The sequence below is a fragment of the Pseudomonas sp. R37(2017) genome (assembly GCF_002113375.1).
Taxonomy (GTDB): Bacteria; Pseudomonadota; Gammaproteobacteria; order Pseudomonadales; family Pseudomonadaceae; genus Aquipseudomonas.
Genome location: NZ_NEHO01000007.1, coordinates 66741 through 90132 on the forward strand (window position 1 = coordinate 66741; position 23392 = coordinate 90132).

15 protein-coding genes are annotated in these 23392 nt (G+C 60.7%); 5 read left to right on the forward strand and 10 right to left on the reverse strand.

Annotated elements, in window-relative coordinates:
- Positions 1-184: 184 nt before the first annotated feature.
- The 8 genes from CAG47_RS13610 to glnE all read right to left on the reverse strand — a co-directional run bounded on the left by CAG47_RS13610 (position 185) and on the right by glnE (position 10327).
- Complete coding sequence (locus tag CAG47_RS13610) at positions 185-1636, reverse strand: lipopolysaccharide kinase InaA family protein (protein ID WP_085725381.1); 1452 nt, start codon at positions 1634-1636, stop codon at positions 185-187.
- The gene (locus tag CAG47_RS13615) at positions 1636-2388 is read right to left on the reverse strand and encodes a lipopolysaccharide kinase InaA family protein (RefSeq protein WP_085725382.1); all 753 of its coding nucleotides are present in this window, start codon (positions 2386-2388) and stop codon (positions 1636-1638) included. The genes CAG47_RS13610 and CAG47_RS13615 overlap by 1 nt, the downstream gene beginning before the upstream one ends.
- On the reverse strand, positions 2385-3119 hold the full coding sequence (locus CAG47_RS13620; protein ID WP_085725383.1) for a lipopolysaccharide kinase InaA family protein: 735 nt from the start codon (positions 3117-3119) through the stop codon (positions 2385-2387). The genes CAG47_RS13615 and CAG47_RS13620 overlap by 4 nt, the downstream gene beginning before the upstream one ends.
- On the reverse strand, positions 3119-3925 hold the full coding sequence (rfaP, locus tag CAG47_RS13625) for a lipopolysaccharide core heptose(I) kinase RfaP (RefSeq protein WP_085725384.1): 807 nt from the start codon (positions 3923-3925) through the stop codon (positions 3119-3121). The genes CAG47_RS13620 and rfaP overlap by 1 nt, the downstream gene beginning before the upstream one ends.
- Entirely contained in the window at positions 3926-5047 is a 1122-nt protein-coding gene (locus CAG47_RS13630; RefSeq protein WP_085725385.1) for a glycosyltransferase family 4 protein, read from the reverse strand. It abuts the gene before it with no gap.
- Entirely contained in the window at positions 5047-6108 is a 1062-nt protein-coding gene (waaC, locus tag CAG47_RS13635; RefSeq protein WP_085725386.1) for a lipopolysaccharide heptosyltransferase I, read from the reverse strand. Before waaC ends, CAG47_RS13630 begins: the two co-directional genes overlap by 1 nt.
- A gap of 1 nt (position 6109) precedes the next feature.
- Positions 6110-7144 (reverse strand): lipopolysaccharide heptosyltransferase II, encoded by a 1035-nt coding sequence (gene waaF / locus CAG47_RS13640; protein ID WP_085725387.1) that lies wholly within the window; start codon positions 7142-7144, stop codon positions 6110-6112.
- Between the two features lie 243 nt (positions 7145-7387).
- The gene (gene glnE, locus CAG47_RS13645; protein ID WP_085725388.1) at positions 7388-10327 is read right to left on the reverse strand and encodes a bifunctional [glutamate--ammonia ligase]-adenylyl-L-tyrosine phosphorylase/[glutamate--ammonia-ligase] adenylyltransferase; all 2940 of its coding nucleotides are present in this window, start codon (positions 10325-10327) and stop codon (positions 7388-7390) included.
- Between the two features lie 383 nt (positions 10328-10710).
- On the opposite strand from glnE, the gene aceE reads away from it, so the two are divergent.
- The 5 genes from aceE (at position 10711) to msrA (ending at position 20631) form a co-directional block, all read left to right on the forward strand.
- A complete protein-coding gene (aceE, locus tag CAG47_RS13650; protein WP_085725389.1) occupies positions 10711-13356 on the forward strand; it encodes a pyruvate dehydrogenase (acetyl-transferring), homodimeric type in 2646 nt (881 codons plus the stop codon).
- An 11-nt stretch (positions 13357-13367) separates the two neighbouring features.
- Complete coding sequence (gene aceF, locus CAG47_RS13655) at positions 13368-15329, forward strand: dihydrolipoyllysine-residue acetyltransferase (protein ID WP_085725390.1); 1962 nt, start codon at positions 13368-13370, stop codon at positions 15327-15329.
- Between the two features lie 271 nt (positions 15330-15600).
- On the forward strand, positions 15601-16995 hold the full coding sequence (locus CAG47_RS13660) for an alkaline phosphatase D family protein (RefSeq protein WP_085725572.1): 1395 nt from the start codon (positions 15601-15603) through the stop codon (positions 16993-16995).
- Between the two features lie 228 nt (positions 16996-17223).
- Positions 17224-19917: a bifunctional diguanylate cyclase/phosphodiesterase gene (locus tag CAG47_RS13665; RefSeq protein ID WP_085725391.1), complete on the forward strand. Its 2694-nt coding sequence runs from the start codon at positions 17224-17226 to the stop codon at positions 19915-19917.
- A gap of 63 nt (positions 19918-19980) precedes the next feature.
- Positions 19981-20631 carry a peptide-methionine (S)-S-oxide reductase MsrA gene (msrA, locus tag CAG47_RS13670; protein ID WP_085725392.1) on the forward strand — a complete coding sequence of 217 codons (651 nt, stop codon included), beginning with the start codon at positions 19981-19983 and terminating at the stop codon, positions 20629-20631.
- Between the two features lie 83 nt (positions 20632-20714).
- On the opposite strand, the gene CAG47_RS13675 is transcribed toward msrA, so the two are convergent.
- Both CAG47_RS13675 and putP read right to left on the reverse strand, forming a co-directional pair.
- Positions 20715-21551 carry a 23S rRNA (adenine(2030)-N(6))-methyltransferase RlmJ gene (locus CAG47_RS13675; RefSeq protein WP_085725393.1) on the reverse strand — a complete coding sequence of 279 codons (837 nt, stop codon included), beginning with the start codon at positions 21549-21551 and terminating at the stop codon, positions 20715-20717.
- 182 nt (positions 21552-21733) lie between these two features.
- Positions 21734-23218, reverse strand: coding sequence for a sodium/proline symporter PutP (gene putP, locus CAG47_RS13680; protein WP_085725394.1), 1485 nt, complete (start codon positions 23216-23218; stop codon positions 21734-21736).
- Between the last annotated feature and the right edge of the window lie 174 nt (positions 23219-23392).

Here is a 23392-nt window from a genome sequence, read left to right on the forward strand (position 1 = left end):
CGGCTAGCCTCTAGCCGCGAATGGCAAGCTCCTGGGGACCCATAAATCCCGGGGCACGCGTCGAAACCGAGCTGGAGCAAAAACCATTCGCGAGCAGGCTCGCTCCCACACTTGAACCAAGGTGTTCACAGGTTTTGTGTTCACCAACCTTCCCGGTGGGAGCGAGCCTGCTCGCGAAAAGGGTTCAGTCAGTGCTGGAGATGTCCTTGGGAAGACGCTGATCGATGACCTGATACAGCGCACTGCCTTCCGGCCAGTTGCGCATGAACCGCGCACGATCCCTTGCGTAGGCCGGGGCGAAACTGCCGAGGGAGCCGTGCTGGCACATCGAGTCGAGGTCGATCAACGCCCAGCGATCCTGCTGCCAGAACAGGTTATGCCCCTTGAAGTCGCCATGGCTGATGCGTTCACGAATCAGTTCGGCAAACAGATGACCCAGCGCGGCCAGCTCGGACTCCGGTGCATCACCGCTTTCGACATAGGGCGCAAAACGCTCAATGATGTCCGGCCCCGGCAGGTACTCGGTGATCAAGTAGGCACGGCTGCGCAGCCACAGAAAACGCTTCTCCAGCAACGCCAGCGGCTTGGGTGTGGCAATCCCGAGGAACGCCAGGCGATTGCCTTCGCGCCATGAATGCCAGGCCCGGGTCGGACGCCAGAAGCGCTTGAGCCAATGGGCGAAACCCTTGATGTTGTAGCGCTTGATGACCAGCGTACGGCCATCCACCTCGACCTTGCCGACGCTCGCCGCACCGCCGGTCTTGTACAGATGCCCCCGGTCGAGCAAGGCGTCGGCCTGCTCCAGCACCGGCAACATGGCGGCCTCTTCCTCGCGACGAATCGCCTGCAAACCGAAGGCTCCGCGCTGCACGCTGAACAGTGTGCATTCACGGCCAACCTTGATCAGATAGTCCTTGAGGCGCCAGCTGCGGACCTTGTCGATCTGCTTCTGCAGCGCTTCCATGGGCAGGGCATGCTCGCCGTTGCTGAGCAGGTAATACACCAGCAACTCTTCGATGAAGGGCTCAAGCGATTTGGGCAACTGGGCGAAAAACACCCCGAGGTTTTCCAGGACTTTCTGCCGCGACAGCGGCTGCCCCGGCGTTTCGGAGCAAATCCCGGCGCCGTCGATCAAAAAAAGACGACCACGCTGGCGCAGCAGGTTGTCCAGATGCAGGTCTTCCTGCCACAGGCCCTTGCGATGCATCTGGCCGATGGCGCCCAACGCCTCGGCCAGCACCGCCCCTTGTCCATCGGACAGTACGGGCTGCTGCTCAACCTGTTTCCAGGTTTCACCCAGGCTTTCGGCGCCTTCCAGAAACTCGAACAGCAGCCAGCCACCCTCGCCGTCCTTCAGGCCATCGGCCAACAGCTGCGGCGTGGTCAGCCCCTGAGCAGAGAGCAGGCGCACACCGTCCAGCTCACGCTGAAAATGCCGCGCGGCCTTGCCGCCGACCAGCAACTTGGCCAACACCGGCCGGCCACGCCAGACGCCGGCACCGACATAACGCTGCCCCGGCAACACCCGCAACAGGCTTAGCAGCTGCAGATCGGCGGGGCCGGCGGCGTCAGCCAGCGATACGCTCAGCGGCAAAACCGGATTGCGGCCAGCGGCCTTCAGTTCAGACAAACGCATCAGCGTGGCCCCTTCTGGCTGCGCCGCGCCGTCAATCGCTGCAGCCAGCTGTCGATCAGCGAGCTGTCCTGCGGCTGATCCAGGTAGGCGGCCAGCAATTGCCGCAGTTGCGACTCGCCCCACTCGGGTGCGCGACGCGTCAGCGGTTCCAGATCCTTGATTCGATCACGCTGCCCGTACAGCAGCGGGCGGGTCTTTTCCAGGTCGATCAATTGCGCCTGATAGCCCTTGCCGGTGGCGCGCATGAAAATGTGCTTGGGATAGAAGCACCCGTGCACCTGGCGCGCAGCGTGCAGTTGCCGGGCCAGTTCACCACTGGCCTTGAGGATCTCCGAGTGCTGCTCGGGGCTCAATTGAGCCCAGCGCTGCAACAGCGAGTCGAGGTCGTCCCAACCATCCAGGGCACGGGTCAGCAGGATCGCACGGACTTCGCCATTGACCTTGCGCTCCCCGTAGAACACCGCCTCCAGCGCCGGAATGCCCATCTTCCGGTAACGGGAGATGTTGCGAAACTCACGAGCGAAACTCGGCTCGCCGAAAGGTGCGCGCAACGTACGGGTCAGGTAGTTGCTTTGACGCTTGAGGTAGTAGCCATGACCTTCCAGATCCAGCCGAAACACGCTGCTCCAGCCGCCGCGACCGGTGTTGGGTTCATCCACCGCATCGAGCTGCTTGGCCCAGAGTGCCTCGAACGTGCCGAGGCCATGGCGCTCAAGCAGCGCACGGTCCTCAGCGGCCAGAAAATCAGTCATTCGCGTCCCTCGAAAAATCTCACCACGTGCCGGATACGTTTTTTGTCCGCAGCGTTGAGCCGGGTCCGGTTGCGGTATTGCAGGTAAAAGCGCAGGCGCTGGGTAGCCGACAATTGATACTTGGCGACCTTGTCCAGGCACGCCAGATCCTTGGTGATGCGGTACTTGAGCCAGAAACCGCGCCAGAAATCACCGTTGGGGCAATCGATCAAAAACAGTCGAGCCTCATCGTCGATCAACAGATTGCGCCACTTCAGATCATTATGGGTGAAGCGGTGGTCATGCATGGTCCGGGTGTACTGCGCCAACTGACGACTGACGGCATCGACCCATGCGCGATCCGACAATTTAGGATCGTGTCGCTCGGCCAGTGCCGACAAGTCTTCGGTGCGCGGCAGCTCCCGGGTGATCATTGCGCCGCGAGCGTAAGCCGCGCCGCGTCGCTCCAGCCCCCAGGCCACCACTTCGGCAGTGGGAATACCCCACTTGGCGAAACGCTTGAGGTTCTGCCACTCCATTTTCACCCGTGGCTTGCCGAGGTAACGGCGCAAGCCTTTTCCAGCGCCCACGTAGCGCTTGACGTAATAGTTGACGCCGTTGCGCTGCACGCGAATGACTTCCGACAGCAGATCCTTGGTCAAACGCTCGCCTTGCAGCGCAAACACGGCCTCAAGGCTGCCGAAGTCGTCGGCCAGGTGGCTGTAGGCCGGCTCCAGTTTCCAACCCGACATCAGAGCGCATCCCCGTATCGTTGTTTACGTTCGTAAAGCTTGTTGGCCTTTCCTTCGAGCCAGCCCAGCAGCCTGGCCTCTTCGCTCAGGATCTGCCGCAACGGTTGCTGGAAGTAGCCCTTGAGGAAGCGCAATTTGTCGCGGCGGGTCAGACCGATGTCCAGGGCGGAAAAGTACAGCGCCGCCAGATCCTTGTTGCGCCAGCGCGAGGTAATCGCCGGGCGGGTCTGGGCGCGGTGCAGGTCGATCACCGAAAGCTTGAAGTCATCCGCGGTCACCGGCTTGTCGGTGTGCAGCAGGAAATGGCAGATGTAGCAGTCGCGGTGATTGACCCCGGCGCGGTGCATCATGCCGGTCATGCGCGCGACCTCGGCGATCAGCGCGCGCTTGAGCTTTGGCTCGGGCGGCTGCCTGGTCCAGTCAATGCTGAAGTCTTCGAGGCTGACCGTCGGCGCCAGCTCTTCGGTAACGATGAACGAGTGCTGGTCGGCCGGGTTGCTGCCCCTCTCGCCATACGCGACGGCGGTCATGGTCGGCACGCCGGCTTCCTGCAGGCGCTGAATCGCCTTCCACTCCTGGCCCGCGCCGAGAACCGGCAGCTTGGCGGTGAGCAGGTTCTTGAAGATTTCGCCCCAGCCGATGCCACGGTGGATTTTCACGAAAAACCCGTTGCCGTCGACTTCCGTGCGTAATGTCCGGCGCGCTTCCAGCTCGCGGTACACCTCGCCCTTGAGCCCCTCGACTTCGGCGAACGGGTCGCGTCCGGCCCAGAGGCTCTTGAACGGTTCAGCCAGCATCAACTTCATTCAAACGTGCTCCGCCAGAATCACATCGGCCGCGTGCTGCGGCATGCTGTAGAGGTCGGCCGTCTCGGCGAAGGCCAGACCATTGCGGCTCCAGGCCGCCCTTGCTTGAGCGTCGTTCAACATGCCGGTCAGGTATTGCGTCAGTTGCGCCTGATCGAACGGTTCGTCCAGCACCAGGCCAGCATCGGCCTCGGCAATGTAATGGGCGTAACCGCACACCGCGCTCACCAGCACCGGCAAACCGGCCACCAGCGCTTCGAGCAGCACAGTGCCGGTATTTTCGTTGTACGCCGGGTGGATCAACAGGTCGGCACCCAGCAGGAAACGCGGGATATCGCTGCGTCCCTTGAGGAACGTGACGTTGTCGCCAAGCCCCAATGTTGCGCTCTGCATCTGGAATAACTTGGGGTCATCCTGGCCAATTACAAACAGCCGGGTGCGCTTCCTCAACTCGGCAGGCAATGCCGCCAGCGCCTTGAGGCTGCGGTCAACGCCCTTGGTCTTGAACCCGGAGCCGATCTGCACCAGCAGCAGTTCGTCGTCCTTGAGATCGAATTCCGCGCGGAACCCGGCGCGAATTTCATCGGCATCGGCCGGTCGGCGACGGTCCTGGGCGATACCCGGTGGCAGCAAGTGGAAACGCTCCAGCGGCGTGTCGTAATGCTTGATGAACAGCGGCTGCTGGACCTCGGAAATCATCAGCACTTCTGTCCTGGCATCCCTGGCGAACACCGCTCGCTCGTACTCGGCGAAGTGACGATAGCGGCCCCAGCGGCGGTACAGCGAATTGCGCAGGTTCTGCGCCTTGTCTTCGAAACAGCCGTCGGCGGCGTAGTAGACGTCCAGGCCCGGCATCTTGTTGAAGCCGATCAGGCGGTCGACCGGACGCCTGGCCAGATCTGCTTCCATCCATTCGCTGAGTTTTTCATTGCGGCGATGGTTGAAGAACGCCTTGACCGGCGCCACCAGCACTTCGAAGCCCGGCGGTACGTCGCCTTCCCAGATCAGCGTGTAGACGCGAATCCGATGACCGCGCTTCTGGCACTCCAGGGCGATTCGCATGAAATCGCGCTGCAAGCCGCCAAACGGAAAATATTTGTACAGGACAAATGCCAATTGCATCAGCGCAGCTCCTCAGCCATTAACAACGTGCTCAGTCGGCTGGCGACACGCTCGGGGGTCAGACGCGTGAAGCACAATGGCCACTCGCGTTTCAGGTCAAATTGACGGGCATCTTCGGCCGTCGGTTGATAGGTGCATTTCTTTTGCAGGCACGGCGCACAAGGGAAGTCGCTGGCCAGGTGAATCTGCACCTTGCCATAGGCACCGGTCAGGCCGGGATTGGTCGGGCCGAACAGCGACAGCGTCGGCACATCCAGTGCCGCGGCCAGATGGCCCAGGCCTGTGTCCACCGCCACGCAGGCCTGGGCGCCGGCCAGCACCTTGCCGACACCCGCCAGGTTCAGCTTCGGCAACACTTCGGCGTGTTTGAAACCGGCAGCGATGCGCTCGGCCCGGGCCTTCTCCAGCGGATTGCCCCACGGCAGCTTCACGCCTGCCCCGAGATAGCCGACCCGTTCAGTCAGCTCACGCCAGTAGGCTTCGGGCCAGTGCTTGGTGCCCCAGGTGGTACCGTGCAGAAACACCACGTACGGGTTCTTGCGCGGCAATTCCACCAGGCGCTCGACGTTCAAGCCGTAGTCGCCCAGCCCCTTGGGCAAGTCATAGCCCAACGCGATGGCGAACAACTGACGCACTCGCTCCACCGCATGCTGTCCACGGGCAACGGCCAGACGTCGGTCGTAAAAGCGCGCTGCGATGGGCTCGCGCGCCGAATTTTTATCGAGGCCGGCCACCGGTGCCTTGACGTAACGGGTCAGCCAGGCGCTTTTCAACAAGCCCTGGGCGTCGATCACCAAGTCATATTGGGTGGCGCGTACGCTTTGCTTGAAGCGCTTCCACTCACCGCTCTTGATGGTCTGCCAGATGTTTTTGCGCCAGCGACGGATCGCCACCGGAATCACCTTGCCCACCGCCGGATGCCAGGTCGGGATCTCGGCAAAGCCTTCTTCCACCACCCAGTCGAATTTGATGCCGGGAATCGCCCGCGCCGCGTCGGTCAGCGCCGGCAACGCGTGAATCACGTCGCCCAGCGAAGATGTCTTGATCAACAGAACCCGCAAGCTATTTGACCTCGACCACAGTGCCTTGCAACCGCTGCAAGGCGTCGTTCACGGCCTGCGGCATGAGCTGGCGCAGGCAGTTGTAATGACCGAAACGGCAAGTGCGGTCGAAGCACGGACTGCACTCGATGCCCAGGCGGACGATTTCCACGTGCTCGGCCAACGGTGGCGTGAAGCCCGGCGAAGTCGAGCCGTAGACCGCGACCAGCGGACGATTCAGCGCGGCGGCGACGTGCATCAGGCCGGAGTCGTTGGACACTACGGAATCGGCACAGGACAACAGGTCAATGGCTTCGGCCAGCGAGGTGCCCCCGCTGAGATTGACCGACTCTTCACGCAGCCCGGGAATCAGCCGCGCGCGGATGTCTTCGCCCACGGCGTGGTCGTTTTTCGAACCGAACAGCCAGACTTGCCAGCCTTCACGGATCTTCGCCTCGGCCACCTTGGCGTAATGCTCGGACGGCCAGCGCTTGGACTCGCCAAACTCCGCGCCGGGGCACAGGGCCAACACCGGACGGTCGAGGGTCAGGCCGAATTTGGCCAGTGCCGCCTCGCGGGATACCGGGTCGATCCGCAGCGTCGGGCGCGGATAGGGTTTTGGCAGCTCGACGCCCGGCTCGCAAGCCAGGGCCATGAAGCGCTCGATCATCAGTGGATAACGATCCTTGTCCAGCGTGCGCACGTCATTGAGCAGGCCATAGCGGAATTCGCCACGCCAACCGGTGCGTTTCGGGATGCCGGCAAAGAACGGCACCAACGCCGACTTCAGGGAGTTGGGCAACAGGATCGCCTGGTCGTATTTGCCAGCCAGGGATTTGCCGATGCGCCGACGCGTCGCCAATTCCAGGACGCCGTGACCGAGCGGAAAGCTCAAGGCCTGGCGGACTTCGGGCATGCGCTCAAGAATCGGCCGGCTCCACTCGGGGGCCAGCACGTCGATTTCGCAATGCGGGTGGCGTTGTTTCAGACACTGGAAAAGTGTCTGCGCCATCACCATGTCACCGACCCAACTGGGCCCAACGATCAGAATTTTCATGTGGTTTCCATAAACGAACCGGGGAGGCCTACGCCTCCCCGCCTCGAGAATTCTACAAAACACCGCAAGGCAACTGTAGGAGCGAGCTTGTGGTGAGGGGGCTTGCCCCCGTTGGGCTGCAAAGCGGCCCCAAAAACTCTGATGTACCAAAGATCTTGTGAGTGCTACACACTCAAACGGGGGCAAGCCCCCTCGCCACAAGCTCGCTCCCACAGGGGTATTTGGCGTTGCAAATATCCCGTTTCAGCCTAGCCCCAGCTCACGCCAGATCCGCATGACCTGCCGCCGTTCGTCCACGAACTGGTCAGCCGGGATCACCCCCGGGTTCTTCTGCAGAGCCTGCCGGTGGGCGGCGGAACGGTACGCCTTGTACACTTCACGCAACAGGCCGGCATCTTCGACGGGCATCAGCCCTTCATGCTCCAGCTCTTCCAGAATGCGGATGTTGTCCGTCCAGCGCAGCAATGGCGGGTGAGTTTCAGACCACGCCAGGGCCGCGTATTGCACCATAAATTCAATATCGACGATACCTCCGGCATCCTGCTTGATATCGAACGGCGCCGTGGCTTCGAAGGCATTTGCCCCGGTGCCGGCCGCCGTGCTCTTGCTGCCGAGGTTGTCGCGCATCTTGGCGCGCATCTCGCTGACCTCCTGGCGCAGGGTCGGCAGATCGCGCGCCTTGCCCAATATAGTGGCTCGGACTTTCTCGAAGGCCTGACCGACATCCTGACTGCCCACCAGCACCCTCGCTCGCACCAGCGCCTGATGCTCCCAGGTCCAGGCTTCGTTCTCCTGATAACGGGCAAACGCCCCCAGGGAACTCACCAGCAACCCCGACGCACCGGACGGTCGCAGACGCATGTCCACTTCATACAACTGCCCGGAGTTGGTCTGCGCCGTCAGCAAGTGAATGATCCGTTGCCCCAGACGCGTGAAAAACTGCGCGCCATCGATGGATTTGGGTCCATCGGTCTCGGCCTGTGGATCGCCGTCGTGGATGAACACCAGGTCCAGGTCCGAACCATGCCCGAGTTCCAGGCCGCCGACTTTCCCATAACCGACAATGATGAAGCCGGGATCGCACAAGGTGCCGTCAGAGCGCAGCGGCGTACCGTATTTGCCCACGGTTTGCCGCCAGGCCAGTGCCAGCACCTGCTCCAGGATGGCTTCGGCGAGCCAGGTCAGGTAGTCGCTGACTTTCATCAACGGCAGGCTGCCGGCGATTTCCGATGCCGCTACCCGCAAGCGGTGCGCCAGCTTGAAGTGGCGCAGGGCTTCCATTTGCTGTTCGAGGTCGTCCTCGGGAATCCGCGTCAGGCGCTCACGCAGTTCGGCGGCCAGTTCAGGCGCCAGCGGAGGCTTGAACAGCCGGCCTTCGTTGAGCAATTCGTCGAGCAGCAGTGGAAAACGGGTGATTTGCTCGGCGATCCACGGACTCGCCGCGCACAGCGTCAGCAAACGCCGCAGCGCACCGGGGTTCTCGGTCAACAGCACCAGGTACGCAGAACGACGGGCCACAGCCTCAACCAGCGGCAGCACGCGCTCCAGCACCAGGTCCGGATTGGCATGTTCCACGGCCTGCGCGAGCAAACGCGGTATGAATGCATCGAGACGTTCGCGCCCCAGTCGCTGCATCGCCCTCAATTGCGGGCTGCCGCGCAAGCCGGCCAAGGCATTCAGGGCCCTGGGGGCATCCTTGAAACCACCCTCCTCCAGCTGGCGGCAGGCGGCCTCATCGTCCTGAGCCTCTTCCCACAGCGGCAACCACTCACCGCCGACGACCACCTCGCTTTCGGCGCCCTGCTCTTCGTCGGGATCGGCGATCACCTGTCCGAAGTGCCAGGCCACGCGGCCACGCCAATACATCAGTTGTTCGTGGAAAGCGGTCCAGTTGGCGAAACCCAGCATAAAGGCGATGCGCGCCTGATCCTGCTCGCCATCGGGCAACATTTGTGTCTGGCGATCGGCAATCGCCTGGATCGCGTGTTCGGTGTAACGCAGGAATTCGTAACCTTCACGCAACTCACTGATCACGGCGGGCGGCAGGTAACCCTGGCCTTCCAGCGTGCTCAGCACCTTTAATAGTGGGCGCTGCTGCAAACTCAAATCGCGGCCGCCATGAATCAACTGGAACGCCTGGGCAATGAACTCGACCTCGCGAATGCCGCCGGATCCAAGCTTGATGTTGTCGGCCATGCCCTTGCGCCGCACTTCCTGCTGGATCAGTTGCTTCATGGTCCGCAGCGCTTCGATGGCCGAGAAATCCAGGTAACGCCGGTAGACGAACGGTCGCAGCATGTCCTGCAGTTGCGCGCCGGCCACTTGATCGCCAGCCACTACCCGCGACTTGATCATCGCGTAGCGTTCCCAGTCGCGACCCTGATCCTGGTAATACTGTTCCAGCGCATTGAAGCTCAGCACCAGCGCACCCGCCGAACCATAGGGGCGCAAGCGCATGTCTACGCGGAATACAAAGCCGTCGACGGTCATCGGGTCCAGGGCCTTGATCAGCCGCTGGCCCAGACGAATGAAGAACTCCTGGTTATCCAGCGGGCGTTTGACGCCAACGGTTTCGCCACCCTCGGGATAGGCAAAAATCAGGTCGATGTCCGACGACAGGTTCAACTCCACCGCGCCGAGCTTGCCCATGCCGAGGATAACCATCTGCTGCGGCTCGCCGCTGCGCCGGCCGGTCGGTACGCCGAATTGCTGGCAATGCCGCACGTACAACCATTGGTAGGCCTGATCGATGCTGGCATCGGCCATGTCCGAGAGGTCGCGGCAGGTCTGGATCAAGTCGGCCTGACGAGTCAGGTCGCGCCAGATGATCCGCACCTGGTGGCGTGCACGTTGACGGCGCAAGACGCGACCAAGTTGATCTTCGGTCTCGACCACACTCACGGCGGTGGCGATCTGAGCGCACAGTTCACCGGGAGCGAAGCTGCGGTCCAGTTCGCCAGAGCGAACCAGTTCCAGCAACATCAAAGGGTCACGAACACATTGTTCAATCACGAAATCGCTGGCGGCGGTGACGCGGGCAAATTGCGCCCAGCGTTCCGGTGTCCAGGCAGACAGCCCGTGGTCATCGTCCAGGGCGGTGACGGCAGCCCGGAAGGACTGCTCGGCGCGGGTGACCAACGGCAGCAGAATGGCGGGCAGTTCGGTAAGCGAAGGGAGGCTCATGGTCTATCCTTGATCGGCGTGCAACGGACTGCATGTAGTGGTTTTCGAAAACCCACTACCTGAGGGACTGTCGAACAAAAGTTAGAAATAGCTGAAAATTCTTTTATTTTGGCAGCCAGCATCAAGCTTTCACCTTTTTAAGTTGGAAAAAGACCAACCTTAACGATTATTCTCACAACGCAGCCGGGGGCCACAAGCCGCTCTTCTGTAGTTTTACTACTCGTATATACATTAGCCGGGCTGAAATGCCGGAAGATTTGTAGTAAAACTACACGCCGCCGGAACAACCTGTCGGCAATCCAAGAATTCATAACGTCTGCCCACAAGGCCAGTCGCTAACTCAGGCAACCGATTCTGGTAGCCTTTCCGCCCTGGAGCAAGCCATGCAAGACCTCGATCCCGTCGAAACCCAGGAATGGCTGGACGCCCTGGAATCGGTTCTCGACAAAGAAGGCGAAGACCGTGCTCACTATCTGATGACCCGTATGGGTGAACTCGCGACCCGCAGCGGTTCGCAGTTGCCTTACGCCATAACCACGCCTTACCGCAACACGATCCCCGTAACCCACGAAGCACGCATGCCTGGCGACCTGTTCATGGAACGCCGCATTCGCTCGTTGGTACGCTGGAACGCGATGGCCATGGTAATGCGTACGAACCTGAAAGATTCTGACCTCGGCGGTCACATCTCCAGCTTCGCCTCCAGTGCGACCCTGTATGACATCGGCTTCAACTACTTCTTCCAGGCCCCGACCGACGAACATGGCGGCGACCTGATCTACTTCCAGGGCCACACCTCGCCAGGCGTTTACGCCCGCGCTTTCATGGAAGGCCGCATCACCGAAGACCAGATGAACAACTTCCGCCAGGAAGTCGACGGTCAGGGCCTGTCGTCCTACCCGCACCCTTGGCTGATGCCTGACTTCTGGCAGTTCCCGACCGTATCCATGGGTCTGGGCCCGATCCAGGCGATCTACCAGGCACGCTTCATGAAGTACCTGGAACACCGAGGCTTCATCCAGCCAGGCAAACAGAAAGTCTGGTGCTTCCTGGGCGACGGCGAGTGCGACGAGCCGGAATCCCTGGGCGCCATCTCCCTGGCCGGCCGCGAGAAGCTGGACAACCTGATCTTCGTCATCAACTGCAACCTGCAGCGCCTCGACGGCCCGGTTCGCGGCAACGGCAAGATCATCCAGGAACTCGAAGGCGTGTTCCGCGGTGCTCAGTGGAACGTGACCAAAGTCATCTGGGGCCGCTTCTGGGACCCACTGCTGGCCAAGGACGTCGACGGCATCCTGCAACGCCGCATGGACGAAGTCATCGACGGCGAGTACCAGAACTACAAAGCCAAAGACGGCGCGTTCGTTCGTGAACACTTCTTCAACACGCCAGAACTCAAGGCGATGGTTGCCGACCTGTCCGACGACGAGATCTGGAAACTCAACCGTGGCGGCCACGACCCGTACAAGGTCTACGCGGCGTATCACGAAGCGGTCAACCACAAAGAACAGCCGACCGTTATCCTGGCCAAGACCATCAAGGGTTATGGCACCGGTGCCGGCGAAGCGAAGAACACCGCGCACAACACCAAGAAGGTCGACGTCGAGAGCCTGAAGTTGTTCCGCGATCGTTTCGACATCCCGGTCAAGGACGACGAACTGGAAAACCTGCCGTTCTTCAAACCGGAAGAAGGCAGCGCCGAAGCCCGTTACCTGAGCGAGCGCCGTGCCGCACTGGGCGGTTTCGTGCCACAGCGTCGCGCGCAAAGCTTCAACATTCCGACCCCGCCACTGGACACCCTCAAGGCGATCCTGGACGGCTCGGGCGACCGTGAAATCTCCACCACCATGGCCTTCGTGCGGATCCTCGCGCAACTGGTCAAGGACAAGGAAATCGGCCCGCGCATCGTACCGATCATCCCGGACGAAGCCCGTACCTTCGGTATGGAAGGCATGTTCCGTCAGTTGGGCATCTACTCCTCCGTCGGCCAGCTCTACGAGCCAGTCGATAAAGACCAGGTGATGTTCTACAAGGAAGACCAGAAAGGCCAGATCCTCGAAGAAGGCATCAACGAAGCAGGCGCCATGAGCTCCTTCGTCGCTGCCGGTACTTCGTACTCCAGCCACAACCAGCCGATGCTGCCGTTCTACATCTTCTACTCGATGTTCGGCTTCCAGCGTATCGGCGACCTGGCCTGGGCCGCTGGCGACAGCCGTACCCGTGGCTTCCTGATCGGCGGCACCGCCGGCCGTACCACCCTGAACGGTGAAGGCCTGCAACACGAAGACGGTCACAGCCACCTGCTGGCTGCCACCATCCCGAACTGCCGCACCTACGATCCAACCTACGGCTACGAGCTGGCGGTGATCATTCAGGACGGCATGAAGAAGATGACCGAAGAGCAACAGGACGTCTTCTACTACATCACCGTGATGAACGAGTCGTACCAGCAGCCAGCCATGCCGGCCGGTGCCGAAGAAGGCATCAAGAAAGGCATGTACCTGCTCGAAGAAGACAACCGCGAAGCGGCGCACCACGTTCAGCTGATGGGCTCCGGCACCATCCTGCGTGAAGTCCGTGAAGCCGCGAAGATCCTGCGCGAAGAGTTCAACGTCGGCGCCGACGTGTGGAGCGTTACCAGCTTCAACGAACTGCGTCGCGACGGCCTGGCCGTTGAGCGCACCAACCGTCTGCACCCAGGCCAGAAGCCTAAGCTGAGCTATGTGGAAGAGTGCCTGAACGGCCGTAAAGGTCCGGTCATCGCGTCTACCGACTACATGAAGCTGTTCGCCGAGCAGATCCGTCAGTGGGTACCGTCCAAGGAATTCAAAGTCCTGGGCACCGACGGCTTCGGCCGCAGCGACAGCCGCAAGAAACTGCGTCATTTCTTCGAAGTCGACCGTCATTTCGTGGTGTTGGCAGCCCTGGAAGCACTGGCTGACCGTGGTGACATCGAACCTAAAGTGGTGGCCGAGGCCATCGTCAAGTTCGGTATCAACCCGGAAAAACGCAACCCACTGGACTGCTGAGGAGAGATTCTGTGAGCGAACTCATTCGCGTACCTGACATCGGCAGCGGTGAAGGTGAAGTAATTGAACTGTTTGTGAAGGTCGGCGACCGCATCGAAGCCGACCAGAGCATCCTGACGCTGGAATCGGACAAGGCGAGCATGGAAGTGCCGGCGCCGAAGGCCGGTATCATCAAGAGCCTGAAGGTCAAGCTGGGCGATCGCCTGAAAGAAGGCGACGAACTGCTGGAGCTGGAAGTCGAAGGTGCTGCTGCAGCCCCTGCGCCTGCCGCTGCTCCGGCGGCAAAAGCTGCGCCGGCTCCGGCCGCCGCACCCGCTGCTGCACCAGCCGCTGCACCTGCTGCCGCTTCGGTTCAGCAAGTGCACGTGCCGGATATCGGCTCTTCGGGCAAGGCCCAGATCATCGAGATCCAGGTCAAGGTCGGCGACACTGTCGCGGCTGATCAGTCGCTGATCACCCTGGAATCCGACAAGGCGAGCATGGAAATCCCGTCGCCTGCCGCTGGCGTGGTCAAGGCCATCAGCGTCAAGCTCAACGACGAAGTCGGCACCGGCGACCTGATCCTGGACCTGGAAGTGGCGGGTGCTGCTGCACCGGCTGCTGCCGTTCCAGCTCAGGCGGCCGCGCCTGCCGCTGCTGCTCCGGCGCCTGCCGCTGCCGCACCGGCCGCTCCAGTGGCCGACAGCGTTCAGGACATCCACGTTCCGGACATCGGTTCGGCGGGCAAGGCCAAGATCATCGAAGTCCTGGTCAAGGCCGGCGACACCGTTGCCGCCGACCAGTCGCTGATCACGTTGGAATCCGACAAGGCGAGCATGGAAATCCCGTCGCCTGCCGCTGGCGTGGTGGAAAGCGTTTCCATCAAGCTCGATGACGAAGTCGGCACCGGCGACCTGATCCTCAAGTTGAAAGTCAAAGGCGCCGCCCCGGCTGCACCTGTTGCTGCAACCGCACCTGCCGCTGCCGCTCCGAGCGCACCTGCTCCGGCCGCTGCTGCTCCTGCTGCCGCTGCACCTGTTGCCGCTCCAGCCGCCGCACCTGCCAAGCCAGGCGCGAAAGTTCACGCCGGTCCTGCCGTGCGTCAACTGGCCCGCGAATTCGGTGTCGAGCTGAGCGCCGTTGGCGCCAGCGGTCCGCATGGTCGCATCCTGAAAGAAGACGTGCAGGTTTACGTCAAAGCCATGATGCAGAAGGCCAAGGAAGCACCGGCCGCTGCTGCTGGCGCAACCGGTGGCGCGGGCATTCCGCCGATTCCGGTCGTGGACTTCAGCCGCTTCGGTGAAATCGAAGAAGTGCCGATGACCCGCCTGATGCAGGTCGGCGCTGCCAACCTGCACCGCAGCTGGCTGAACGTGCCGCACGTGACGCAATTCGACTCGGCGGACATCACCGAACTCGAAGCGTTCCGTGTTGCCCAGAAAGCCGTTGCAGAGAAGGCCGGCGTCAAGCTGACCGTCCTGCCATTGCTGCTCAAGTCCTGCGCACACCTGCTCAAGGAACTGCCGGACTTCAACAGCTCGCTGGCACCAAGCGGCAAAGCGATCATCCGCAAGAAATACGTGAACATCGGCTTCGCCGTCGACACCCCGGATGGCCTGCTGGTACCGGTCATCAAGAACGTCGACCAGAAGAGCCTGCTGCAACTGGCGGCCGAAGCGGCTTCCCTGGCTGAAAAAGCCCGGACCAAGAAGCTTTCGTCGGATGAGATGCAAGGCGCCTGCTTCACCATTTCCAGCCTCGGCCACATTGGCGGCACCGGCTTCACGCCGATCGTCAACGCGCCGGAAGTGGCGATCCTCGGCGTTTCCAAGGCAACCATCCAGCCAGTCTGGGACGGCAAAGCCTTCCAGCCGAAACTGATGCTGCCACTGTCGCTGTCCTACGATCACCGCGTGATCAACGGCGCCGCTGCCGCACGCTTCACCAAGCGTCTGAGCGATCTGCTGGGCGACATCCGCACCATGCTCCTGTAATACCGACCGGCCCTCCTTCACCGGAGGGCCGATCGCGTTCCACGTTTCCGAGCGCCACGCTCGTACCTCAACCCCGCCAATTTGGCGGGGCTTTTTTTTGCCTGAAGTTTATGTTTAAAACGCCTTCCTACATTTGTGGCTGATATCGCCCACAACTCGAATCCATTTCTGCCAGGCATTTATTCAGGCCAAATAATTAGTCTTGATTGCATGCTCTATTACATCCAAAACAACCAACCACCTGATTAACTGCCAACGAATGGACTCGATCATGCTCAAACCAACTGTCGGCCCGATTATCGGCCATACAACAACTGATCACGCGCGTATTTTTGTGCGCGGAGAAGCAAAAAAAGATGACCACGTATATGCCGGCATTCGTTATCGAAGATCCGGACATGAACAATGGCTCAAAACCAACTTCGCAAGGCTGACAAACCTGCAAGATATGTCCGATGTCATTGTTCTCGATAACCTGGCGGCCGATACCGAATACGAATACCAGGCCGGCTGGTTCAGCACCACGAGCACCGGGCACAGCCTGGATTCGTTGCAGGAACTGCCGCTGCAATGGCCGCAGGAACTCTTTCGCTTGCGCACCCGATCCAGCACTCCCGGCACGCCACGCGCCTACTTCGTCGGCTCATGTCGCTACTTGCGGATGACCGCCGGTATTGCGTCGGCGCCGCACTTGGGCGACCGAATATTTGCCTCGATTACAACATTGGCGCAACAAGCCGACCCACCGGTCAGCGCAATGCTGATGACCGGAGATCAGATCTATGTCGACGACTTGAATTTTTTCGCGCCTGACCGCGAATACCAGCAAATACTCGCGAAATACCGTGCGGCTTTCGCTCAACCGCATATTTCCAGGTTAATGGCCAACTTATCCACTTACATGATCCTCGACGATCACGAAATCGAAGATAACTGGCCAGACAAGAAAAGATCAGGCGATGATGTTCTATATAAAAACGCCATCACTGCCTATGAGTTATATCAAGCCAGCCACAGCCCGGCATTTGAATTACTTGACGATGGCCGGATCAGCCGGCGCCCGAAGCACTATTGGTATCAATTCACCGATGGCGATATCGAATGGTTCGTTACCGATAGCCGCACCCGACGCAATCTGTCCGCCGATGATCGACGCATCCTTGATACTGAACAGGAAAATGCCTTGTGCCAGTGGCTGATCCACAGCTGCGCCCGGGTCAAGCTAGTGGTCACCAGTGTGATGTTCTTTCCGGACGCCAAACACAACGGGGATGACGCCTGGGGCGGATTTGCCGGACAACGGCTGCGGTTGCTGGAGACCATTCGTTTGCACCGGCTGAAGAATGTCATTTTCGTTTCCGGCGACATCCACGCCTCCTTGACCAGCCGACTGACCCACAGCGAAGACCCCGACTTCGAGGTGCACACCATTGTGTCGTCGCCATTGTTCAACAGCAAACTGATGCCCTATGCCAGTCAATCCAGCTTTATCCTCGACCGGCCGCTGGAAAGAAACGCCGCGGGCGAATTTCGGCAAGAATTAACCAGTAAAGTCATCAGTCAGGACAATTTCGCGCACGTGGTCATCGATACGGATCGCATTCAGGTCAATTACCACGACCGGGATGGCCAGCTGCTGCAATCGACAGGCATCAAATTGCGTTGATGGCAAAAAAACACAGCCTTCGGGACGGCCTCGAAGGCTGCGACCTGATCAATAGCAATACTTTTTGCCGAAACTGCAGAAATCTTCGCTCCTGCCGACATATTCTTATAGCACTTGGCCTTCATCTCTCTTGTCAGTCGGTGCCGCAATGATGCAACCTTGCCGCAGGCAACAGTAAAGAGGGCGAGAGCCCGGCGCGTTCAGCATATTCGAAGCGAGTTTCCCTCCATGAAAAGCCAACCCGATGCCGCCAGCCGTATGGTGGCCGAGGTAGTGACGCAGTTGCCTGTGCCCTCGCGGCTCGGCATGCTGCGTTTCGAACGGCTTAATGAACCCAGCTGGGCGCTGCTGTTTCTCGACCCCAATTGTGAACGCCAGTTCGGCCTGCCGGCCACGGAGCTATGTGCCTTGGTCGGCTCGCCCTACGCCAGCCTGATGGAGCCGGAAGCGCGCTATCAACTGCACGATGCGATCCAGCAGCAACTGACTGAAGGCACGCATTACCTGATTCGCTACACCCTGCATACCGCCTCGGGCTCCCTGAGCCTGCTGGAAATGGGCGAAGCCTACAAACAACACAATCGACACCTGTTGCGCGGCTACCTGCTGGTCATTGACGGCCTGTTCGAGAATGACCCGCTGCAACCGGCCCTGGACCTGGAAACCCAGAACTCGCGCCTGCAAATCGCCCTGGAGCTCAATCAACGTGCACAGCAGGAGCAACTGCTGCACCTGGACCGGGCGCGTGCCCAACAGGACCTGATCCTGCTACTCACCCGTCAACGCTACAGCAGCAACAATTCCTTGCAGGAAGCGGCCGAGCTCATCACCCGTAGCGCCTGCGACATTTACCAGATCGACTGCGCCAGCCTGTGGCACCTCGATGGTTCGAAGCTGGTGCCGATCTCGGCCTATCACCGCACGAGTCAGGAGTACCTGCTGCCGCAGCCGATCGACGTCAGTGTTTTTCCTGATTACCTGGACGCCTTGCACACAGGTCGCGCCATCGACGCCCATAACGCCATGCGTGACCCGCGCACCCGGGAGATGGCTGAAAGCCTGCGTCCGCGCGACGTCAATGCAATGCTCGACGCCAGCATCCGCGTGGATGGCCAGGTCGTCGGCGTTTTGTGCCTGGAGCAGACCGGCGCGACACGCGCCTGGCAGTCGGATGAAATCGCCTTCGCCGGGGAACTGGCGGACCAGTTCGCCCAGGTCATCAGCAACCACAACCGGCGGGCCGCCACCAGCGCCCTGCACCTGTTTCAGCGCGCCGTCGAACAGAGTGCCAACGCCTTTCTGCTGGTCAATTGCGACGGCGTGGTGGAATACGTAAACCCGAGCTTCACCGCAATCACCCAGTACTCCACCGAAGAAGTGCACGGCCAGCGCCTGTCGGAACTGCCGGCCCTGGAAAACCTCAGCGAGCTGCTGTTCGACGCGCCTTCGGCGTTGGCCAAGAGCAATAGTTGGCAGGGTGAATTCAAGAGCCGCCGAAAAAACCTCGAACCCTACTGGGGCCAGCTGTCGATATCCAAGGTTTACGGCGACAACCGCGAGCTGACCCACTACATCGGCATCTACGAAGACATCACCCAGACCAAGCTCGCTCAGCAGCGTATCGAGCGACTGGCCTACACCGACAACCTGACCAATCTTGGCAACCGTCCGGCATTCATCCGCAACCTCGATGAACGTTTCGCCCGAGACAGCGATACGCCGATCAGCCTGTTGCTGGTGGACATCGACAACTTCAAGCGCATCAACGACAGCCTCGGCCACCAGACCGGCGACAAGCTGCTGATCAGCCTGGCCCGGCGCCTGCGCAACAGCTTGGTCCCGAGCGGCAGCCTGGCACGCTTCGCCAGTAACGAATTCGCCGTGTTGCTGGACAACAGCGACCTCACGGTGGGCCAGCAAGTGGCCAACCAGCTGCTGGCGACTCTCGACAAACCGATGTTCGTCGACAACCAGTTGATCAGCGTCACCGGCTCCGTGGGCCTGGCCTGTGCGCCTCTGCACGGGCGCGACCCGCAAACCCTGATGCGCAACGCCGGGCTGGCGCTGCACAAGGCCAAGGCCAACGGCAAACACCAGGTGCAAGTGTTCACCGAAGCGCTGAACGCCGAAGCCAGCTACAAGCTGTTCGTCGAAAACAACCTGCGCCGCGCCCTGACCCAGAACGAACTCGACGTGTTCTACCAGCCCAAGCTCTGCCTGCGCAGCGGTCGACTGCTGGGCATGGAAGCATTGCTGCGCTGGGATCATCCGGAAAAGGGCATGATCCGCCCGGATCAGTTCATCAGCGTCGCCGAAGAAACCGGCTTGATCATTCCCATCGGCAAATGGATCGCCCGCCAGGCCTGTCGCATGAGCAAAGCGTTGACCGCGGTCGGCCTGGGCAACCTGCAAGTGGCGATCAACCTGTCGCCCAAGCAGTTCTCGGATCCCGACCTGGTGGCCTCCATCGCCACCATTCTCAAGGAAGAAGCGCTGCCGGCCCATCTGCTGGAGCTGGAGCTGACCGAAGGCCTGCTGCTGGAAGCCACCGAAGACACCCACCTGCAGCTCGACCAGCTCAAGCGCCTGGGCCTGACCCTGGCCATGGACGACTTCGGCACCGGCTACTCGTCGCTCAGTTACTTGAAAAAATTCCCCATCGACATCATTAAGATCGATCGAAGCTTCATCCACGAAATCCCGGACAACCAGGACGACATGGAAATCACCTCCGCGGTGATCGCCATGGCCCACAACCTGAAACTCAAGGTCGTGGCTGAAGGCGTCGAAACAGCCGAGCAGTTGTCGTTCCTGCGCCGTCACCGCTGCGACGTCGGCCAGGGCTACCTGTTCGACCGTCCGATCCCGGGCAACGAGCTGATCGAAAAGCTCAAACGCTACCCGCGTGGCCCAATCGCCTGACAGCGATCCAACTCTCGGGCAAACTGCTTGTCTGACTCATTATCCTGACTGAGAGGACTGATCATGGTTCTGCGCTCGGAAATTCTGGTGAACAAAAACGTGCTCCCTACTAAAGAACAAGCTCTGCCTGGCCGTGAAACCGCGATGACCCTGCCTGAAAAGCACTTTGTGTTCAAAGACACCCCCTTGCTCGGCCCGTTCTTCGAAGATGTCGACTTTGCGATCTTCGGCCTGGGCTGTTTCTGGGGTGCGGAACGCCGTTTCTGGCAGCGTGAAGGCGTGGTCAGCACCGTGGTCGGCTACGCTGGCGGTTTCACGCCGAACCCGACCTACGAAGAAGTCTGCTCGGGCCTGACCGGCCACTCCGAAGTGGTACTGGTGGTGTATGACAAGGCCAAGGTCAGCTACGAAGAACTGCTGAAGATGTTCTGGGAACTGCACAACCCGACCCAGGGCATGCGCCAGGGCAATGACATCGGCACCCAATACCGTTCGGTGATCTACGCCACCACACCTGAACAACTGGATGCAGCGCTCAAGAGCAAAGAAGCCTATCAGACTGAACTGTCCAAGGCCGGTCTCGGTGAAATCAGCACCGAAATCGACCAGGCCCCGACGGTCTACTTTGCCGAGGCGTATCACCAGCAGTACCTGGCCAAGAATCCGGAAGGCTATTGCGGGATCGGCGGTACAGGCGTGACCTGCCCTATATAAGCAGAGACAAGCTGCAAGCCTCAAGCTGCAAGCTCTGTGCTCGCCGCTTTAACTTGCAGCTTGTAGCTTGAAACTTGCAGCTGCTACTCAGCAATCAACCAATCCATCCGCCACCCGCCCTGGGTCTGCCCAAGCTTCTCGGACAGCCACGGCAGCAGCTCACGCAATTCTTCCTCCAGCCCCCACGGCGGATTGGCAATCGCCAGCCCGGAACCGTTCAGGCTGTTCGGCGTATCCAGCGGATGCACCAACAACTCCACGCGCAACAACTTCGGCGCACCGGTGCCGGCCAGGTCCTGGTAGAAACGACGCAGCGCGCGCTGATCCTTCACCGGGTACCAGATCGCCGCCACAGTCTGGCGCATCCGGCCGATCGCCTCTTTCATCGACAACGCGCAGCGCTGCATCTCGTCGAGCTTTTCGAACGGCGGATCGATCAGCATCACCGCACGCTTCTCCGGCACCGGAAGCAAGGCCCGGGACACATGCCAGCCTTCGCCCAGGTGCACCTTGACCCGACGATCGCCGGCCATGTTCTCCTTGAGCAGCAAGCCATCCTCGGGATGCTTCTCATTGATCAGCACCCGGTCCTGCGGCCGGGTCAGGCGCCGCGCCAGCTCCGGCGACCCCGGGTAATAGCGCAATTGGCCATCCGGGTTCATCTCGTGCAGCACCTGCATGTAACCGGCGGTCAGGATCGGCAGATCCGGCTGATCCCACAAACGCGCAATACCTTCCAGGTACTCACCGGTACGGCTGGCCTGGTCACCCTGAAGGTCGTACAGACCGATGCCGGCGTGGGTGTCGAGATAGGCAAACGGCTGCTCCTTGCGCGACATCAGGGCGATGAGGCGGGTCAAGGTCAGGTGTTTGAACACATCGGCGTGATTGCCGGCATGGAAGGCGTGACGATAATTCATGGCTGCTCCTGCGAAGGCCGGGAAGTTTACCTTTTACCGGCCGGCAAGTCAGGGGTTGGTGGCTGAGCGGGCGATCCGGGGGGGAGCACAGCAGTGAACACGCAAAAAAATGGCCCGCTTCCAGAAAGAAGCGGGCCATTTTTCAATCAAGCCATCGGGTCAGAGCATGCGCTCACCCCCGATTACCTGTTCAGTCGATAATCACTCTCGGCAGCCGCAAAGCGCTGGAACATGCCAGCAGTCGGCGTGCCCATCTTGCTGACGAAGTAGATCGCCAGGCTGGCGAAGATGAAACCAGGGATGATTTCGTACAGGCCCAGCAGTTCGAAGTGTTTCCACACGATCACGGTGATCGCGCCGACCAGGATGCCGGCCAGTGCGCCATTGCGGGTCATGTCTTTCCAGATCACGGAGATCAGTACGACCGGACCGAATGCGGCACCGAAACCGGCCCAGGCATAGCTCACCAGACCCAGTACACGGTTTTCCGGGTTAGCGGCCATCGCGATGGCGATCAGCGCAACCAACAGCACCATGGCGCGACCGACCCAGACGAGTTCAACCTGGGAAGCGGATTTACGCAGGAAGGTCTTGTAGAAGTCTTCGGTCAGCGCGCTCGAGCACACCAGCAACTGGCAGCTCAGGGTGCTCATCACCGCAGCCAGAATGGCCGACAGCAGGATACCCGCGACCCATGGGTTGAACAGGATCTTGGCCAGTTCGATGAACACACGCTCGTGGTTCTCGGAGACCGCGCCCGCCACGTCCGGGTGTGCCGAGAAGTAGGCGATACCGAAGAAGCCCACGGCTACGGTGCCGCCCAGGCACAGGATCATCCAGGTCATGGAGATGCGACGGGCACTGGCGATCGATTTAACCGAATCGGCGGCCATGAAACGCGCCAGGATGTGCGGCTGGCCGAAGTAGCCCAGGCCCCAGCCCATCAGCGAGATGATGCCGATGAACGTGGTGCCCTTGAGCATGTCGAAGTTGCTTGGATCTTGCGCTTCGATGGCCAGGAAAGTGGTGTCGACGCCGCCAGTGGCCAGCAGCACGATGATCGGCGTCAGGATCAACGCGAAGATCATCAGGGTGGCTTGTACGGTATCGGTCCAGCTCACGGCCAGGAATCCGCCGATAAAGGTGTAGGCAATCGTCGCCGCGGCACCGGCCCACAGTGCCGACTCGTAGGACATGCCGAAGGTGCTTTCGAACAGTCGGGCACCGGCCACGATGCCGGAAGCGCAGTAGATGGTGAAGAACACCAGGATCACGACGGCGGAGATGATCCGCAGCAGGCCGCTTTTGTCTTCGAAACGGCTGGCGAAGTAGTCCGGCAGGGTCAGTGCATCACCGTTGTGCTCGGTCTGCACGCGCAGACGGCCGGCGACGAACAGCCAGTTCAAGTAGGCGCCGACGATCAGGCCGATGGCGATCCAGCTTTCGGAAAGACCGGACATGTAGATAGCGCCGGGCAAGCCCATCAACAACCAGCCGCTCATGTCGGAAGCACCGGCGGACAGTGCGGTCACGACGCTGCCCAGGCTACGGCCGCCCAGAATGTAGTCGGAAAGGTTGTTGGTGGAGCGATAGGCCATCAAGCCGATCAGCACCATTGCTGCGATGTAGATCACGAACGTGATCAGGGTTGGATTGCTTACGCTCATTAAGTTACGCCCTGGCTTTGTTTTTATGTAGCAGCGGCTGGTGAACCGCTCGCAAACGGTGACGTTTGACAGACGATCCGGGGTCCCGCGCGTTTATGACTGATGTTTCCCCAGGAAAGCCATCAGCCGGCACACCAGACGTTCCGTCAGGTTGCACCTTGGGGCGCGAATGCT